The 18316-nt window shown below is 72.3% G+C and carries 14 protein-coding genes; 8 read left to right on the top strand and 6 right to left on the bottom strand.

The window, feature by feature from the left end:
* Positions 1–35 precede the first annotated feature (35 nt).
* The 4 genes from ADK86_RS21430 (at position 36) to ADK86_RS21415 (ending at position 4988) form a co-directional block, all read left to right on the top strand.
* Complete coding sequence (locus ADK86_RS21430) at positions 36–1565, top strand: diaminopimelate decarboxylase (RefSeq protein WP_053698028.1); 1530 nt, start codon at positions 36–38, stop codon at positions 1563–1565.
* On the top strand, positions 1562–2908 hold the full coding sequence (locus ADK86_RS21425) for a pyridoxal-phosphate dependent enzyme (RefSeq protein WP_030594788.1): 1347 nt from the start codon (positions 1562–1564) through the stop codon (positions 2906–2908). Before ADK86_RS21430 ends, ADK86_RS21425 begins: the two co-directional genes overlap by 4 nt.
* A 6-nt stretch (positions 2909–2914) precedes the next feature.
* On the top strand, positions 2915–4129 hold the full coding sequence (locus ADK86_RS21420; RefSeq protein ID WP_053698027.1) for an aminotransferase class V-fold PLP-dependent enzyme: 1215 nt from the start codon (positions 2915–2917) through the stop codon (positions 4127–4129).
* 100 nt (positions 4130–4229) lie between these two features.
* Positions 4230–4988: a class I SAM-dependent methyltransferase gene (locus ADK86_RS21415; RefSeq protein WP_053698026.1), complete on the top strand. Its 759-nt coding sequence runs from the start codon at positions 4230–4232 to the stop codon at positions 4986–4988.
* 43 nt (positions 4989–5031) lie between these two features.
* On the opposite strand, the gene ADK86_RS21410 is transcribed toward ADK86_RS21415, so the two are convergent.
* Together ADK86_RS21410 and ADK86_RS21405 are read right to left on the bottom strand one after the other, a co-directional pair.
* On the bottom strand, positions 5032–5865 hold the full coding sequence (locus ADK86_RS21410) for a VOC family protein (protein ID WP_234345957.1): 834 nt from the start codon (positions 5863–5865) through the stop codon (positions 5032–5034).
* 54 nt (positions 5866–5919) lie between these two features.
* On the bottom strand, positions 5920–6669 hold the full coding sequence (locus tag ADK86_RS21405) for a SigB/SigF/SigG family RNA polymerase sigma factor (protein ID WP_033027213.1): 750 nt from the start codon (positions 6667–6669) through the stop codon (positions 5920–5922).
* Between the two features lie 443 nt (positions 6670–7112).
* Here ADK86_RS21405 and ADK86_RS21400 point away from each other — a divergent pair, with 443 nt between their 5' ends.
* From ADK86_RS21400 to ADK86_RS21390, 3 genes are all read left to right on the top strand, one after another.
* On the top strand, positions 7113–9212 hold the full coding sequence (locus tag ADK86_RS21400) for a catalase (RefSeq protein ID WP_053698024.1): 2100 nt from the start codon (positions 7113–7115) through the stop codon (positions 9210–9212).
* 19 nt (positions 9213–9231) lie between these two features.
* Positions 9232–10101, top strand: a complete 870-nt coding sequence (locus ADK86_RS21395) for an endonuclease/exonuclease/phosphatase family protein (protein WP_053698023.1) — start codon at positions 9232–9234, stop codon at positions 10099–10101.
* A 125-nt stretch (positions 10102–10226) separates the two neighbouring features.
* On the top strand, positions 10227–10427 hold the full coding sequence (locus tag ADK86_RS21390) for a hypothetical protein (RefSeq protein WP_053698022.1): 201 nt from the start codon (positions 10227–10229) through the stop codon (positions 10425–10427).
* On the opposite strand, the gene ADK86_RS21385 is transcribed toward ADK86_RS21390, so the two are convergent.
* The 3 genes from ADK86_RS21385 to abc-f form a co-directional block, all read right to left on the bottom strand.
* Entirely contained in the window at positions 10391–11611 is a 1221-nt protein-coding gene (locus ADK86_RS21385) for an amidohydrolase (RefSeq protein WP_063789049.1), read from the bottom strand. The two genes, ADK86_RS21390 and ADK86_RS21385, sit on opposite strands and share 37 nt — an antisense overlap.
* Before the next feature lie 506 nt (positions 11612–12117).
* A complete protein-coding gene (locus ADK86_RS21380; RefSeq protein WP_053698021.1) occupies positions 12118–13260 on the bottom strand; it encodes a Vms1/Ankzf1 family peptidyl-tRNA hydrolase in 1143 nt (380 codons plus the stop codon).
* Positions 13261–13590: 330 nt separating this feature from the next.
* Complete coding sequence (abc-f, locus tag ADK86_RS21375; protein ID WP_053698020.1) at positions 13591–15246, bottom strand: ribosomal protection-like ABC-F family protein; 1656 nt, start codon at positions 15244–15246, stop codon at positions 13591–13593.
* Positions 15247–15742: 496 nt separating this feature from the next.
* Here abc-f and ADK86_RS21370 point away from each other — a divergent pair, with 496 nt between their 5' ends.
* Positions 15743–17242: an amino acid permease gene (locus ADK86_RS21370; protein ID WP_199834446.1), complete on the top strand. Its 1500-nt coding sequence runs from the start codon at positions 15743–15745 to the stop codon at positions 17240–17242.
* A gap of 73 nt (positions 17243–17315) precedes the next feature.
* Here ADK86_RS21370 and ADK86_RS21365 read toward each other — a convergent pair whose 3' ends face one another.
* Complete coding sequence (locus tag ADK86_RS21365; protein WP_053698019.1) at positions 17316–18305, bottom strand: alpha/beta fold hydrolase; 990 nt, start codon at positions 18303–18305, stop codon at positions 17316–17318.
* Positions 18306–18316 lie beyond the last annotated feature (11 nt).

The raw sequence follows: 18316 nt of genomic DNA, 5'->3' as shown, positions 1-18316 counted from the left end.
GTGGCCTCGGGTCCGTACCGGGGGAAGTATTCCGTATGGACGTTCCCTTGTACCTGGAACCGCGGTTGGAGTCCCGGCTGGCTTCCCTGCTGCGCGCAAGGACGTTTCTCCATACGCTCGCCGGCGGGCTCGGGTCGCCGCTGAACGTGGTGCTGCCCGACCGGGTCGCCGAGAACCTCGCCGCCTTCCGGGCCGTCTACCGCCGCCACCACCTCGGCGGCGTCATCCACTTCGCGCACAAGGCGAACCGGTCCAGCGCCCTGGTGCGGCGGCTCGCCGCCACGGACGCGGGGATGGACGTGGCGTCGCTCGGCGAGCTCCAGCACGCGCTGGGGTCCGGGTTCGCGCCGGACCGCATCCTGGCGACCGGGCCGAAGAACGCGGAATTCCTGTGGCTGGCGGCCCGCTCCGGCACCGCCGTCCACATCGACAGCCCGGGGGAACTGGACGCGCTCGCCGCACTCGTACGGGACCACGGCCTCCCCCGCGTCCGCATCCTGCTGCGGCTCTCCGGCTTCCGTGCCCCCGGCGTCAGACTGCTGTCCCGGCAGAGCCGCTTCGGTACGGCCGAAGGCGACCTGGACGGCCTGCTCAAGTCGGTCGAACGGCACGGTGACGCGGTGGAGCTGACCGGGGTGGGCTACCACCTCGACACCACCAGCCCTGCTGAGAAGGCGGTCGCCCTCGAAGGGTGCGTCAAGGCCCTGGACACCTGCCGCGCCCGGGGCTTCACGCCGCGTGCCGTGGACATCGGCGGCGGCTTCGGCACCGACTACCTCGCCGACGGCGGGCAGTGGCAGCGCTACACCACCGAGCTGACCAACGCCGCGCTGGGCACCCGCCCGCCCATGACCTGGCGCCGCCACACCTACGGCCTGCGCAACGAGAACGGCACCCTGCGCGGCGCCCTGGCCCTGTACCCCGCCCACCGCCCGACCGCCGGCGCCCAGTACCTGGACGCGCTCCTGTCGCTCCCCGCCCCCTCGCTGGGCCGCCCGCTGGCCACCCTGCTGCTGGAGAACCTGTACGAGCTGCACACCGAGCCGGGCCGCGCGCTGGTGGACCAGTGCGGGGTCACCCTGGCGCGGGTGCTGGAGGTACGCCGTACACAAACCGACGGTGTTCCCGCTGCCTGCGACCGCGTCTCCTCCGATCACCTCCTCGTGCGTCTCGACGCGAACGCCGACGACATCGGGCTGGAGGAGCACGGCGTCCTCGTCGACCCCGTCCTCGTGCCGCGGGACGCGCGACCGGGCCCGGACAGCGGCCCGGTGGCGGTCTACCTCGCGGGCAACCTGTGCCTGGAGGCCGACATGATCACCCGGCGCGCGGTCCACCTGCCGGCCGCGCCGCGCCCCGGCGACCTGCTGGCATTCGCCAACACCGCCGGGTACTGCATGGACTTCAGCGCCGACGAGGCGCAGCAGCAGCCCGTCGCCCGCAAGATCGCCGTATGGCAGGAGGGGGCGGCGGACGGACCCGGCCAGGAGGACGCGCCCTGGCACTGGTGCCTGGACGAGCAGTACTGGCCGCACCTATCCCGCCGGACGAAAGGGACTGCATGAGGTTCGAGCGCATCACCGACGCCATCGGCAACACCCCGCTCGTACGCATCGATCCGTCCGTCCACGGCCTGCGCACCATCGATCTGTACGCGAAACTGGAGATGCTCAACCCGTTCGGTTCGGTCAAGGACCGGGCGGCCTGGAACATGGCGCGGCCGGGCCTGGCCACGGCCGCCGACGAGGGCCGTACCGTCGTCGAGCTGTCCAGCGGCAACACGGCCAAGGCGCTCGCCGTGCTCGCCGGGATGCACGGGGTGCCCTTCAAGACCGTCACGAACCGCATGCGCATCCCGGAGGTCAAGGACCTCCTCCTGCTGCTGGGCGCGGAGGTCGAGGAGCTGCCGGGGCAGACCGAATGCCTCGACCCGACCAACACCGACGACCCGCTCACCCAGTTCCACCAGGAGCTCACCGCACCGGGCGGCGCCTACCTGTACACCGACCAGTACTACAACGACCGCAACACGCAGGCCCACGTGGACGGCACCGGGCCGGAGATCGTCAAGGACCTGGACGGCCGGGCCCCGGACTGGTTCATCGCCTGTGTGGGCACGGCCGGCTCGTCCACCGGGGTCGCCCGGGTGCTGCGCGAGCACGATCCGCGGGTGGGCGTGGTCGGGCTAGTGTCGCACAAGGCGGACTTCGTGCCCGGCATCCGCACCATCGACGAGGTGCAGGAGGTCGGCCTGTTCGACCCGGGCACCTACGACACCATCGCGTCCGTCACCGCCGACGAGGCGCTCGACGGCATGCTGACGCTGGCCCGGCGGTGCGGCATCCTGGCCGGCCCGACCAGCGGGGCCGCGTACTTCGGCGCCGTACGGCACCTGCGCGAGCTGGATGCCGCACCGGCGCCCGATCCGGACCCGGACCGGCCGGCGGAGCGCCGCACCGCCGTGTTCATCGTGTGCGACCGCATCGAGAGCTACCTCGGTTACGTACGCCAGCGCCGTCCCGAGCTGCTGGGCCGGCCGCCCCAGCCGAACTCCCCCGCCACGCTGACCGACGCCGAGGTGCGCGCGGCGCCGGACATCGGCGTCGAGGACGCCGTGCGATGGCTCGACCGCGACCGGCCGCTCGTCGTGGACCTGCGGAGCCCGTTCGCCTACGCCGCGCTGCACATCGACGGATCCGTCAACATCGTCGACGAGCTCTTCGCCGAACTGGTCCGCGGCGGGCTGCCGTTCAGCAAGAGCAGCCCGGTCCTGCTGGCCTGTCCGGTCGGCGAGCAGTCCGCCCGGTACGCCGCGCTGCTCACCCGGATGGGCCATCCGGACGTGCGCAGCCTGCGCGGCGGGATCATCGCCTGGCGCGACGCGGGCGCCCCGCTGGTACGGGAGTGACGGCCGATGACCACGATGGACGTCCCCGCCACCGCGGCGCTGGAGGAACTGCGCGACTGGCACACCGCCGTCCGCGCCCAGTTCCCGATCATCACCGGTGCCGCCCCGCACCTGGCCTACCTGGACAACGCCGCCACGACGCAGAAGCCGCAGGCGGTGCTGGACGCCGTGCAGCACTACCTCACCACCGGCAACGCCAACGCCGGGCGCGGCACGTACACCTGGGCCAACCGGACCACGGCGCTGGTCGAGGAGACCCGGCAGCGGATCAAGGAATTCCTCGGCGACCCGGCGCCGGAGCGCTCCGGGGTGCACTTCGTCAGCGGCGCGACGGCGGGGCTGCGGGCCGTCGCGCGGGACTGGCTGGCCGGTCACCTGGCGGACGGCGACGAGATCGTGGTCCCGCTCGCCGACCACCAGGCGAACATCGTCCCGTGGCTGGAGGTACGGGACCTGCTCGCGCGGCAGGGCCTGCGCATCCGGGTCCGCCCGATGCCGTACCAGGCCGGGTCCGGCGACTACGACCCGGAGGCGCTGGCCGGGCTGGCCGGGCCGCGGACCCGCTTCGTGGCGGTCACCCACGTCCACCATGTCTACGGCGGCGACATGAACGTGCACCGCATCCGCCGTGCGGTCGGTCCCGACGTGCCGATCTGTCTGGACGCGGCCCAGAGCGTCGGCCACATCCCCGTGTCGCTGGCGGACCTGGACGTGGACTTCGCCGTCTTCTCCGGGCACAAGGCCCTGGCGCTGCCCGGCTCCGGCGCCGTGTGGGCCCGTAACGCGCGGGGCCCGGTGTTCGAGCCGGGCGGGTGGGACGGCAGCCCGAACACCACCGGCATCCGCAGCCTGCGGGCCGCCTTCGACTGGCTGGACGCCGCCGGCACCGACCGCGTCGAGCGGTGGACCACCGCCCTGGCCGCCCGGCTGACCGAGGGCCTGCGCCGGCTGCCCGCGTACGAGGTGCTGGGGTGCCGGCGCAGCCTGGCGGCCGACGCGGACGTCCAGCGGCGCCAGGGCATCGTCACCTTCCGGCACCACGCCATCGCCTCAAGCGACCTGGGCTTCGCGCTGTTCGACCACGGTTTCATGGTCCGCTCGGACAGCCTGTGCCAGGGCAGCGGGGGCGAGCGGCAGCACTCGGTCCGGGTGAGTCTGCACGCCTACAACGCGCCGGAGGAGGTCGACCGGCTGCTGGACGTCCTGGCGTCGTGTGCCTGACCCCTTTGGAGTGACAGAACGCGTTTGGAAACCGTTTTCACCTGTAGGTTGAGAACCACTTCGGCCAACAGGTGCGAGACGGTGAAGGTGACGCGACCGGATGGGACTGAGTGTGGCCACGGCCGCGCGGTGGGTGCGGCGGTGGGAACGGCAGCAGCAGCGGTACGCGATCGACCGTGAGGAACGCTTCACGGTCATCGCGGACGCCGTGGAGAAAGAGACGGCACATCAGGGCCGTGCTTGCGTGGTGGACTTGGGGTGCGGGCCCGGGTCACTGGCCGCGCGCCTCGCCCGGCGGCTGCCCGGCGCGGACATCGTGGCCGTGGACAAGGACCCCGTCCTGCTCGCGCTCGGGCAGGCCCATCACGGCGACGCGGTGCGCTTCGTCGAGGCGCCGGTCGGCGCGCCCGGCTGGGCCCGCGCGCTGGGCCTGGACCGCCCGCTCGACGCGGCCGTGTCCTCGACGGCGCTGCACTGCCTCGCGCCGGACGCGCTGCGCCGCGCGTACCAGGACCTCGCCGGTCTGCTGCGGCCCGGCGGCGTGCTGGTCAACAGCGACCGGTTCCGTGGTCCGGCGGGCGACCGGGCCGCGGAGGTCGCCGTGCAGGTCGGGCTGCGGCGGGCCGAGCGGCAGCGGACGGCCTGCCGCGAGGACTGGGCCTCCTGGTGGGCCGCTGCCGCCGCCGATCCTGAGCTGGCCGATCCCTTCACCGCCCGCCGCGCCCGGCACACGCCGCACCATGTGCACAACGGCCTGCCGCTGAGCCATCACATACGGCTGCTGCGCCGGTCCGGGTTCCGGCATGCCGCGCCGGTCTGGCAGTTCGGCGAGGACGCGGTGCTGGTCGCGGTGCGGTAGCGGGCGCGGGTGCGGTCCGTACGGGCGCGGGGCAGCAGGGCCGTCAGGTCCGGGCGCCGATGATGTGGAAGAGGGTCCCCTCGGGATCGCGCAGCTCGGCCACCGGCCCCTGCGAGGTGCGTTCCGCCTTGGACTCCACCCGGCCACCGAGCTTCTTGGCCGTCTCGACGGCCTCCTCGATGTCCGGCACCTGGAAGTGGATGTTCCAGCGCGGCCGCACCTGCGGGTCGGCCGCCGCCTCGATCGCGCCGCCGTACAGTCCCACCGCGTCCCGGCCCTCGAAGCTGAGCACCACCCGCTCGTTCTCCCAGCGCACGTCGAAGGGGGTGGCGGCGTCCTCCTCGCTGAGCCACTCGAAGAGGTCGCCGTAGAAGCGCGCCGCGTCGAACGCGTCGCGGGTACGCAGTTCCACCCAGGCCGGTGCGCCGGGGCCGGCCGGCTGCAGGTCGGTCTGCGGGGTGTTCTCCCGGCACTCCCACAGGCCGAAGCGCGCGCCGGCGGGGTCGGCGGCCAGCGCCAGCCGGCCCGCGTCGAAGTCCAGCGGGCCGATGGCGACCGTGCCGCCGCGTTCGCGGACCCCGTTGGCCGCGTCGTCCGCGTTGCGGGTCCCGAAGTAGGTGGTCCACGAGTTGGGCAGCTCGGTGTGGCGGGCGGCCGCGCTCAGCCCCGCCACCGCCGTGTCGCCGGCCATCGCCCGTACGTACGGGCCCCACCGGTCCGGTCCGGCCTCGAACCGCCAGCCCAGCAGCGGTCCGTAGAAACGCGTCGCGACGTCGAGGTCCCCCGTCAGGAGGGTGGCCCACGACGGCACCCCGGGAACGAACGTCATCTGGCAGTCGCCCATGTAAAGCCGGCCCTTCTCCACCTTTGTGTCCAAAACTGCTACTGCGGTCCTACCAGGAAAGGCAGGACCGCATGTCATTTCAGCGGCTCATGCCGCAACCGAACTGGCGGGCGCCTCCGGGCCGGTGCCGTCGGCCTGCTCGCGAATGCGGGCACAGGTCCGTTTGATGAGGCGGCACACGTGCATCTGGGACAGCCCCAGTTCCTCGCCGATACGGCTCTGTGTCATATCGCAGAAGAAGCGCATGTACAGAATACGGCGCTCTCGCTCCGGCAGGCCGCGCAGGCCGTCGCGCACCGTTTCCCTGGCCAGGACCAGTTCATACTGCGGCTCGGTGAAGCCGATGCTGTCACGGAGCGCGAAATCGTCGTCGGCGCCCGGCCGCTCGGCGTCCAGGGAAAGGGTCTTGTAGCTTTCGATGGCCTCCAGGCCGAGGATGACGTCCTCGGTGGAGAGCCGGGTGCGCTCGGCGATCTCGGGGACGGTCGGGAAACGGCTGTCGGAGGCCGCCGCCAGTTCGCGTACGGCGAGCCGTACGGTATTGCGCAGTTCCTGGACGCGACGCGGTACGTGCACGCCCCAGGTGCAGTCCCGGAAATGCCGCTTGACCTCGCCGACGATGGTGGGGATGGCGTAACTCTCGAATGCGCTGCCACGCTCCGGGCGGTACCCGCCGATGGCCTTCACCAAGCCCAGCGCGGCGACCTGTTTCAGATCGTCCATGCTTTCCCCGCGGTCCCTGAAGCGCAGGGCGAGACGTACGGCCATCGGCAGCCAGGAACGTGTCAGTTCGTCCCGCAGCCGCCTTTTCTCCGGGCCCTCGGGCAGTTCTGCCATGCGCGCGAAAACGGCGTTCGTCTCCGCCGCGTCGGGCGTGTCCGGAAAGGCTCGCCGACGTCGCGACGGAGCCGTGACGGCTGTGCTCACGGGATCCACTCTCCCAACGGACGCGGGGTCTGGGCGTCGTCACCGAGACGGCGGAAGCACACCGAGCGGACAGCACACAGCTCCCCGGACGCCCGGCGTGACCAGGCATTCGGCACACGCCCAACGTCTGCATCACGAGCATAGGACGATTCGGGCCGCCCCGCCCCCGGAGACGTCACGCGTCGCCACGCCCCCTTCACCGACCGGCCCGAAACGCATGTTTGGGTAACCGGCCGGGCGGTTACCCAGCCCGGCGGAGCGCCGTCGCGGATGCGGGACGCGGCGTGCGTGAAATCGCCGTGCGGGCGTCAGCACGTTTCGCACGTACAGGGCAGACAAGGAGCAGGAATCCGATGGCCGACCCGAAGCAAGAACAGCGTGACCGCTTCCGCGCCGAAGACCCGGCCTCCGGGCCGATGACGACCGACCAGGGCGTAACGGTCGACCACACCGACGATTCCCTCCAGGCCGGTGAGCGCGGCCCCACTCTGATGGAGGACTTCCACTTCCGGGAGAAGATCACCCGCTTCGACCACGAGCGGATTCCGGAACGTGTGGTGCATGCGCGCGGCGCGGGTGCGTACGGCTACTTCCAGCCGTACCAATCGTGCGCGGAATTCACTCGCGCGGCTTTCCTTCAGGACCCGTCGGTGAAGACTCCGGTGTTCGTCCGGTTCTCCACCGTGCAGGGGCCGCGGGGCTCCGCGGACACGGTGCGTGACGTGCGCGGATTCGCCACGAAGTTCTACACTTCGGAAGGCAATTACGACCTGGTGGGGAACAATTTCCCGGTCTTCTTCATCCAGGACGGCATCAAGTTCCCCGACTTTGTGCACGCGGTGAAACCGGAGCCGCACAACGACATCCCGACGGGCGCCTCCGCGCACGACACGCTGTGGGATTTCGTCTCGCTCCAGCCGGAGACGCTGCACACGATCATGTGGCTGATGTCCGACCGGGCCATCCCGCGCAGCTACCGGATGATGCAGGGCTTCGGCGTGCACACCTTCCGGTTCGTCAACGCGCAGGGTCAAGGCACCTTCGTGAAATTCCACTGGAAGCCGAAGCTGGGCGTGCACTCCCTGGTGTGGGACGAGGCCCAGGAGGCCCAGGGCCGGGACCCGGACTTCAACCGCCGCGACCTGTGGGACACCATCGAGGCCGGCGCGTACCCCGAGTGGGAGCTGGGTGTGCAGCTCGTACCGGAGTCCGAGGAGCACGACTTCGACTTCGACCTGCTGGACGCCACCAAGATCATTCCGGAGGAGCAGGTCCCGGTACAGCCGATCGGGCGGATGGTGCTCAACCGCAACCCCGACAACTTCTTCGCCGAGACCGAGCAGATCGCGTTCCACACGGCGAACGTCGTGCCGGGCATCGACTTCACCAACGACCCGCTGCTCCAGGCCCGCAACTTCTCCTACCTGGACACCCAGCTGCTGCGCCTGGGCGGCCCGAACTTCGCGCAGATCCCGGTGAACCGCCCGGTGGCCCCGGTCCGCAACAACCAGCGCGACGGCTTCCACCAGGACGAGATCCACCGGGGCACCAACTACTTCCCGAACTCCCTCGGCGGCGGCTGCCCCGCCCTGGCCGACCCCGACGACCCGGCCTTCCGGCACTACACCGAGCGCGTGGACGGCCGCAAGATCCGCCGCCGCAGCCCCAGCTTCGACGACCACTACACCCAGACCGCGATGTTCTGGCACAGCATGGCCGACTGGGAGCAGAAGCACATCGTCGACGCCTTCCGCTTCGAGCTGGGCAAGGTGGGCGCCAAGGAGGTACGGGCCCGTACGGTCGAGCAGCTGTCGTACGTCGACCACGCGCTGGCCGTCGCGGTCGCCGAGGGCATCGGCGTGCCCGCGCCGCAGGAGCGCCCGAACACGCCGCGGCCCACCCCCTCCCCCGCCCTGAGCTTCGAGAACAACCGCGGGGACGGTTCGATCAGCACCCGCCAGATCGCGGTCCTGGTCTCCGACGGCGTGGACGCCGCGCAGACCATCGCGGTCCGCGACGCGCTGGCCGAGGGCGGCGCGATCGTCGAGCTGATCGCCCCGCAGGACGGCACCGTCCAGGACAAGGACGGCAGCACCCTCGCCGTGGACCGGGCGCTGCCCACGGTCGCCTCGGTGCTCTACGACGCGGTGCTGCTGCCCCCGGGCGGCCTGGACTCCGGCAACGCGGCGGCCGACGACGCGGCCCTGCGGTTCGTCCGCAGCGCCTACCGCCACGGCAAGCCGATCGGCGCCCTGGGCGCGAGCGTCGCCAAGCTGGCCGGCATGCTGCCGGACGAGCTGCGCACGGCGGCCGAGGGCGACTCGACCGTCAGCGAGTCCGGCATCGTCACCGACCGCCTGTCGGCCGGCACGACGGCCCAGGACTTCACCGCCGCCTTCACCGAGGCGGTGGCCGCCCACCGGCACTGGAATCGTCCGGCGCTGCCCAGCTGAGCGGGGTCCGGAGCTTCCGGTGAAACGCATCCGGTTCCTCACCTTCAACGCCCTGGCTCCCCGGTACGCCGACTGGAGCCGACGGCGGACGGCCATCACCGGGGCCGTCCGCCGCTTGTGTCCGGACGTGGTCGCTTTGCAGGAGGTCGTACGCGACGGGGACCACGACGGTGCCACCGAACTGCTGGGCCCCGGGTGGCACCTGGCGCCGCATCCGCGGTGGACGGCGGACGGCGAGGGAGCCCTCCTCGCGAGCCGGCTGCCGCTGCGCGTGCTGCGTTCGGACCCGTTGCGGGTGACGGAGCGCACCGCCGCGACGCCGTGGTGCGGCATGGTCGCGGCCGAGGTCCAGGCGCCCCCGCCGCTGGGGCGCCTGGTGGTCGCCCACCACAAGCCGAGCTGGCCGTACGGGTACGAGCGGGAACGCGAACTCCAGGCGGTGGCCTGCGCCCGCATCGTGGAGGAGTGCCTGGAGGAGCAGGCCCCCACGGACCGGCCGGGCTCCCCGGCCGGGGCCCACGCCGTCGTGCTCGGTGACTTCGACGCACCGCCGGACTCCGCGAGCATGCGGTTCTGGACCGGTCTGCAATCGCTGGAGGGCATGAGCGTCTGCTACCGCGACGCCTGGGCCGACGCGCGTCCCGGTGTGCCCGGCCATACGTTCACGCCGGACAATCCCCTGGTGCGCCGCGGCGACATGCCGGGTGAGCGGGGCCGCCGTATCGACCACGTGCTGATGCGCTGCGGCAAGTACGGTCCCACACTCACGGTGTCCGGGTGCGCGCACTTTCTGGCGGAGCCGGTGGACGGGGTCCAGGCGAGCGACCACTACGGGGTGACGGCCGACCTGACGGTGCCGGCGCGCCCGCCCGGTTCGTGGGCGTCGTGAACGCCACCGCCCGAAGCCCCGTACGGCCGGACGGGTCATCGCTGCTCCAAGCATGATCACCACCTGTCCGGGAACCCGGAGGGGCACCGGACAGCCGGCCCGGACCCGTGAGAAAGGACCACCCCATGGAAAACCACCCCAAGCACACCGACTCCGCCGCCGACGAACTGGTCAAGGAGTTCGAGGACGCCGAGCTGGACGTCACGGAGGAACCAGACGAGGACGAGCGGGTCGGGAAGGAGGGGGACACCTTTTCCACGAATCTGGAGGAGCAGCAGAACGCGGCGGGTCACCCCGGGGGCGAGCCCGCCGACGAGGGCCGGTAGGCGCGTGCCCGGTGGGCCTCGGTGATCCGGGTCCGCTGGGCCGGGTCGGTGGCCAGGTCCGCGGCGGTGCGGGCCAGCGCGAGGGCGGCGTCCAGTACGGCGCGGTCGGCCTGCTCGCCGACGGCCGCGGCGGCGAACTCGGCCGTGTGCGGGCGGGCGGTGCAGCCCAGGCCGATGGTGGGGTGGATGGCGGGCAGGGCGTGGCTGACGTTGCCCATGTCGGTGGAGGCGCCGATGGAGACGGCGGGCTCGGGCGTGCGGCCGAGGGCCCGTACGTGCCGGGCGTAGGTGTCGCCGAGCCAGGCGTCCTGCCGCAGGTCGGCGTAGGCGGCGGCCGGTTCGGTCAGCGTCAGCTCGCACCCGGTGGCCACCGCGCCCGCCTCGAAGCAGGCCCGTACGCGCGGCCACAGCGCCTCCAGTTCGTCCAGGGTGCCGGCGCGCAGCTGCCAGCTGACGCGGGCCAGCGCGGGAATGATGTTGGTGCGGTCCCCGCCGTGCGTGACGATGCCGTGCATCCGTACGCCGTCGGGGAGTTGCTGGCGCAGCAGGGCCAGCGCGGTCTGCGCGATCACACACGCGTCGGCCGCGTTCACGCCGTCGTACGGGGCGATGGCCGCGTGCGCGGCGCGGCCCCGGTACTCCGCCTGCACCCCGCGCGCGGCCCGGGACGTGCCGCCGAAGTCGTCCGCCGGGCCGGGGTGGACCATCATCGCGAACGACACGTCGTCAAAGGCCCCGGCCCGCAGCAAGTGCACCTTGCCGCCGCCGCTCTCCTCCGCGGGCGTGCCCAGCGCCTTCACGCGCAGGCCGAGGTCGTCGGCGACCGCCGCCAGCGCGATGGCGGCGCCCGCGCCCGCGGCGGCGATCAGGTTGTGACCGCAGGCGTGGCCGAGGTCCGGCAGCGCGTCGTACTCCAGGCACAGCCCCACGGTCAGGTCCGCGCCGGACGGGCCCGCGGTGGCGGTGAAGGCGGTCGGCAGCCCGGCCGTCCCGCGTTCCACCGTGAGGCCCGCGTCCGCCAGCAGCGTGGTGAGGGCGTCCGCCGCGTGGTGTTCGGCGAACGCGGTCTCCGGGTGGGCGTGCAGGTCACGGGCGAGGTGCAGCAGTCGCTCGGCGACGGCGTCGAGCCGGGCGCGGAGCGCGTCGTCGGACGCGGGGGCGGATACGGGGGCGGTACGGGCCACGGTGAACCTCCCTGTCGGTAACGCTCGGCCCCCAGCTTCGCAAAAACCGCGTCCACCTCACCCGTACGGCACCGGAACCGCCTCCCCCTGATGCGCCACGCGCCTTCTGGGGCGGACGCGCCGCGGCGCCCGGTGTGCGCCCGGTTTCCGCGACCGGGCGCGGAACGTGCGCCCTGTCCGGCCGGTGCGCCCGCTCCTAGCCTGCGAGCGTGGGCCACAGGAGGATGAGCGAAAGGAAGGTCGAGTTGACGCGACGGTCTGCACCCAGGCCGAGTCCCAGCCGGTCGAGGTGACCCCAGCCCTATGGCTCCACCCGACCTGCTCGGCCCTGTCTGCCGGGGCGGCCCTGGACCCGACGGCCGGCCCCGGCGGAAGGAGCGGCCCGCCACCCGTCGCACGCTCCCGCAGTCGCCGCCTCCGGCGCCCTCCCGCGCATGACGAAAACCGGTGCGCCGGACAGCGAGGGGAAACTGCCCGGCGCACCGGTCTCCGGCCTGAGGACCCGCCTACTCGTGCTGGGTGGGCGCGCTCCAGCGGAGGATGGCGCCGAGGCCGCCCGCGGGGGCTTCGGCGGGATCGCGTACGACGACGGCCTCGGCTCCGGTGGCGGCCGCCGAACGCAGCAGCGCGTCGTCCGCGCGCGCCGCGGACGGGTTCGTCTCACCCAGGTACTGGAGTTCGGTGCCCCGGACCGCGAGCTGGTCGGGGCCGGGTCCCACCCACACCTCACGGCCGGCGTCGGCGCTGCCCGGGGTGAGGATCAGGGTGTCGATGCGGTGTTCGCGCGCCGCCTCGATGAGGGCCGGTACGCCGGACGCGGCGTACGCGGGGTCGGTGCCGCCGACGTCGGCGCCCGCCCGGAACCGGTTCAGCACATCCGTGACGTGGTCGTGTTCGAAGCCCGCGCGGACGTGGGCGATGTCGCGGTCGAGCCTGGTGCTGTCGGCGCCGGCCGCCCGGCCGCCGTGGTCGCTCTCGAAGGCCACCGTACGCAGCTGCTCCGGAAGCTTGTCGTGCACCGAGCGGCGTTCGCGCGGGTCGCCGGCCAGGAGCATGACCTGGGCGCCGCAGCTCTCGAAGACCCGCTGGGCGGCCTCGGCGATCTCGCCGGCGTTCTGCTCCCAGGTGTTCTCGACCGCGGTCTGGAAGTGCCGTTCGGACCAGTCGGCCGTCGCGGTGCGGTGGATCGGCCAGTCCAGGCCCTCGACCGTACCGGCGTCCAGGGCGCCCTGGTCGCTGTGCAGCGCGAAGTCGGCTCCCTCCCGGTCCACGTACACGACCAGGCACCGTACGTCGTCCGCCGCGGCCTCGGCCCACGGGGTGATCCGGGGCAGTGGCGACCAGCTCGCGAACGACCGGGCGGGCCGGCCGGAGAGCGGCGCGTCGAGGACGACCTCGCCGCCGGTGGCGAAGACCGCCCGTCCGGGCAGGTCGGCCGGTTCGCCGTCGGCCCGCGCGTTCGCCAGGGTCGCGCGCACCGCGTCGCACGTGGCCCGGTCGGCGCCCTGCTCCGCGAGCTGCCTGGCCGCCGCGTCCGCCGAGAGTTCCCGCTGCTTGGCCGCGTCCTCGGTGCTGTGCGGGATTTCGGCGTACACGGAAGCCCAGGGGCCCGGCCGGTCGATGATCGGTTGAAGGAGCGAGAGGTGCATGGCGCTTCCTCCTCGGAATTCGCGGGTCGCCGACTGACGGTCGTGACAGCCTTGCCGGTGATGTCCTGACGGTGTGCCGGGTGCCCGCTTCTCAGCGGTTTCAACGTGTACGGACGGTTTTCGTGTGGTCCGTGTGGTCCCGGGGCCACCGCCCGGCCCGTCCGCACGCGTGCCCGTTCACCGCGCCGTCATGCCACGCCGCCACGGGACCGGTCGCCCCTTCACCCTTTCTTCGCGGGTTCCGGACGGCTTTCCCTCCACTGTCGGCCCTCGGGCCGAAGGGCGCACCCTGGAGCGCGCCCTTCCCCGTCACGAACCCGGGCGCGGCCCTCATCGGCCGTCGGCGGCGCCCTCCCGTACCGCCCGGCCGCCGTCCAGCTCCAGCGTGCGCCCGCGGAACCCGCGACGGAAGCGACGGTCATGGGAGACCACGACCACCGCGCCGCGATAGGCCGAAAGTGCCTCTTCCAGCTCCTCGACGAGGCCGAGGGAGAGGTGGTTGGTCGGCTCGTCCAGGATGAGCAGGTCGGCGGGGCGGGTGACCAGGCGCGCCAGCTCCAGCCTGCGCCGCTGGCCCACGGACAGGGCCGTCACCGGCACCGCCAGGTCGTCCTCCCGGAACAGGCCGAGCGCCAGCAGCGCGGGCGCGTGCTCGTCGGGCGGGCCGGGCAGCCCGGCGGCGAAGGCGGCCAGCAGGGACCGCCGGGGAGGCGCGGCGGACAGCTCCTGCGCCAGGTAGCCCGTACGGGCCGGGCGGCGCACGGTGCCCGTGTCGGGGCGCAGGTCCCCGGCCAGCACGCGCAGCAGCGTCGTCTTGCCCGCGCCGTTCGGGCCGGTCACGAGCAGGCGCTCGCCCGGCGCGACGGTCAGCCCGTCGAGGCGCAGGCGGTCGCCGACGGTGATGTTGGCCAGTTCGGCGAGGGGTCCTTCCGTGTGCGCGGGCCCGTCCGGGGACTCGCGCCCCTCCACGCGCCCGACTCCGTCCGTATACGTGGCCAGCTCCGCGCTGAACCGGAGCGGTACGGGAGGCGGCGGTACCGGATGACGCCGGAGCCGGGCCAGCCGCTGCCTGGCCGCCCTGACCTGGCCGGACAGCTTCGTCTCATGGGAGCGGCGGTGCTTGCCGAAGCCTTCGTGAGGGTCCTTGCCGGTGCCTGCCAGGCGCCGGCCGGCCGATTCCGCCAGCTCGGCGGTCCCGGCGACCTCCGCGCGCCACTCCTCGTGGTCCTGCGCCCAGCGGCGGCGGGCCGCGGCCTTCGCCATGCGGTAGCCCTGCCAGCCGTCTCCGTACCGCGTGACGGTGCGCAGGTCGCCGTCGACTTCGAGGATGTCGGAGGTGACCGCTTCGAGCAGTTCCCGGTCGTGGGTGACGAGGACCACCGTGCCGCGGTGGGCCTTCAGGTGGGCCTCCAGCCAGGCGGTGGCCTGCTGGTCGAGGTGGTTGGCCGGCTCGTCCAGCAGGAGCAGTTCGGGGGCCGCGGCCAGGACGCAGGCCAGCGACAGCCGCGACCGCTCGCCGCCGGAGAGCGAGCCGAGCACCCGGTCGCGGGTGAGGTGCGCCAGGCCGAGGCCGTGCAGCGCGGCGTCCACGCGGGCGTCCGCCTGGTAGCCGCCGCGCTCCTCGTACGTGGTCAACAGCTCGCCGTACGCGTCGAGTTCGCCCGGTGTGGCGGTGGCCAGGGCGGCTTCGGCCGTCCGTATGCGGGCTTCGATGTCGCGCAGTTCGGCGAGGGCGGTGTCGACGGCGTCCTGGACGGTGCCGCGCGGGTCGAGGTCCGCGGTCTGGCCGAGGTGGCCGACGCCGTCGGGAAAGGACACGGTGATCTCGCCCGCGTCGGGCTCCACATCCCCGGCCAGCAGCCGGAGCAGGGTGGACTTGCCGGAGCCGTTGTCTCCGATGACACCGGCCTTGCCGCCGGGGCGCACGGTCAGCGACACCTGCTCCAGCACGGTGCGGTCGCCGTAGGCGAGGAAAACGTCCTTCATGGTCAATTGGGCGCGATGGCGCACGGGAAATCCCTGGGTGCATCTTTGGCCGCGCCGTGCGCTGTCGGGCACGGGGGCCGGATTCCGATAAGAGGCCGGGAACGCAGCACGGCGGAAGGCACGGCTGCGGGGAGAAAGTGACCGCGGAATCGGCGCGGCGGCGCGGAGGTCGTCGCGCGGGCAGGCGCCGTTCGTACGGTGGGACGGCCGGGGCCGGCCGTCCGCGGTCACGCCCGGTCTCAGAGGAAGTAGTACCAGGAAGCCATGTGCCCACTGTAGCCGACGGGTGCGGCGGGCTCACGGGAATTACCGCGCCGTGGAGCGGTCACCGGGTGTTGTCCGCCGATCCCGCGGTGTCCCGGGATTCCGGGCGGCGGTCCCAGCATTTGAGACGCCGGAGCGTTACGTTGCGAGGACGCGGACGCCTGACGGACACTCCGACCGGGAACGCGTACGACCGTTCCCGTACCCCTTGAGAGAGTTCGGAATACCCACCGTGAGTCTGCTGCGCAAAAAGCCTTTGGAGCGAGCCGTCAAGGAGGCTCGCGGAGAAGGCGAACAACGCCTTCGCCGGGACCTTTCCGCTCTGGATCTGACCGTCCTCGGGGTCGGTGTCATTCTCGGCACCGGAATCTTCGTGCTCACCGGTACGGTGGCCCGGAACATGGCCGGGCCCGCCGTGGCGCTCTCCTTCGTCGTCGCCGCCGCGGTCTGTGCCTGCGCGGCGCTGTGCTACGCGGAATTCGCCTCCTCGGTACCGGTCGCGGGCTCCGCGTACTCCTACTCGTACACGGCGCTCGGCGAACTGCCCGCCTGGATCATCGGCTGGGCGCTGAGCCTGGAACTGACCCTGGCGACGGCGGTGGTGGCGGTCGGCTGGTCCGGCTATCTGCAGTCGATGCTCAACAGCGTCGGACTGCACCTGCCCGCCGCGCTGAGCGGCGGCGACGACGCCGTGCTGAATCTGCCCGCGGCGCTTCTCGTGCTCGTCCTGGGCGCGGTGCTCGTCGTCGGCGGAAAGCTGTCGAAGGGCGTCACCAATGTGCTGGTCGGCATCAAGTTCGCGATTGTGCTGCTGGTCATCGTCGCCGGGCTGTTCTTCATCGACACCGACAATTACCACCCGTTCGTGCCGGAGGCGCAGCACACCGCGAAGGTCTCCGGGTTGCAGGCCCCGGTATTGCAGCTGCTGACCGGTATCACGCCGACGGCATTCGGTGTCGCGGGAATTCTCAGCGCCGCCGCGATGGTGTTCTTCGCCTACATCGGTTTCGACATGGTGGCGACCTCGGCGGAGGAGACCCGCCGCCCGCAGCGCGATCTGCCCATCGGCATCATCGCCTCGCTGGTCGTCGTCACCGTGCTCTATGTCGCGGTGTGCCTGGTGGTCACCGGAATGCAGCACTATTCGCAGCTGTCGGTGAAGGCGCCGCTGGCCGATGCCTTCACGGCGAAGGGCCATCCGTTCTTCGCCACGGTCATCAGTCTGGGCGCGGTGGTCGGCCTGGCCGCGGTGAGCCTGATCTGCTTCCGTTCGCAGAGCCGGGTGATCTTCGCGATGGCCCGGGACGGGCTGCTGCCGAAGGCGCTGTACAAGGTCGATCCGAAGCACGGCACCCCGAAGATCAACCTGGTGGTGCTCTCGGTGATCATGGCGGCGCTGGCGGCGTTCATGAAGTTCGACGTGCTCGCCGAGATGGTCAACATCGGCACCCTGTTCGCCTTCGCCGCCGTCTCGGCCAGCGTGCTGATCCTCCGGCGCACCGCCCCCGACCTGCCCCGCGCCTTCCGCACGCCGTGGGTGCCGTTCATCCCGCTGGTCTCGCTGCTGTGCTGCCTCTACCTGATGCTCAACCTCCAGCTGATCACCTGGGTCGGCTTCCTGGTCTGGCTCGCGGTGGGTCTCGCGCTGTACTTCGGGTACGGGCGACGCCACAGCAGGCTCGCCGAAGGGGCGCCGGAAGTGGCCGAGCAGGCCGACGCCACGGTCTCGTAGCCGCTCGTCATCGACGCCGAGGGCCCGCCACGGGCCGGTTCCGCACCGGCCCGTGGCGGGCCCTTCCGCGTCCTCACTTGGCCGCGGGCAGCTCCGCCAGGAACTCCAGCAGCGCGGCGTTGACCTCGTCCGGCCGCTCCTGCTGCGTCCAGTGGCCGCAGCCGGGCAGGGCCGGGGCCTGGCGCACGTTCGGCATCATCCGCTCCAGGGCGGACAGCAGCTCGGTCATGGCGGGGAAGGCCCGGACCAGGTCGCGGTCGCCCGTCAGGTACAGCCCGGGTACCTCGATGCCGCGGCCCTGGAACGGCGCCGTCAGCTCCCAGTTGCGGTCGAGGTTGCGGTACCAGTTCAGGCCGCCGGTGAAGGCGCGGTCGCCGTGCCGGGCGTACTCGCCCACGAAGGTGTCGATGTCCTCCTGGGTCAGCCAGGCGGGCAGCTCCTCCGGCTGCGGCATGGTGTCCAGCAGCTTGCCGCCCTCCGGGATCACCCACGGCTGGGGCGGGTCGGTGAACGGGCTGTCGCCGGAGCCGTTGACCAGCATGGCGCGGAAGGTGGCGGGCAGGTCCTGGGCCAGCTCGGCGTCGGCGACGCCCGGTTCCTGGAAGTAGATCTGGTAGAAGCCGTCCCCCAGCGCCTCGCGCAGGCGGGGCAGCGGCGCCGCGGGCGAGCGCGGGGCCGGTGGCACGCTCAGCCCGACGACGCCGCGTACGACGTCCGGGCGCAGCTGGGCCGTCGTCCAGGCCACCGGCGCTCCCCAGTCGTGGCCGACGACGACCGCCCGCTCCTCCCCCAGCGCGTGGATCAGGCCGATCACATCGCCGGTCAGGTGCAGCATCGTGTACGCGGCGATGTCGGCCGGTTGCTCGCTGCGCGCGTAGCCGCGCTGGTCGGGGGCCACCACGCGGTAGCCGGCCGCGGCCAGCGGCGCGAACTGGTGCCGCCAGGAGTACCAGCACTCCGGGAAACCGTGCAGCAGTACCACCAGGGGCCCTTCCCCCTGTTCGGCGATGTGCAGCCGGACGCCGTTCACCTCGACGGAGCTGTGCTCGACTTCGCTGGTCACATGTCCTCCTG

The sequence above is a fragment of the Streptomyces sp. NRRL F-5755 genome (assembly GCF_001279365.1).
GTDB classification, from domain to species: Bacteria; Actinomycetota; Actinomycetes; order Streptomycetales; family Streptomycetaceae; genus Streptomyces; species Streptomyces rimosus.
Note: the sequence above shows the minus strand (reverse complement) of the source record. Positions and strands in the feature narration are given on the sequence as shown.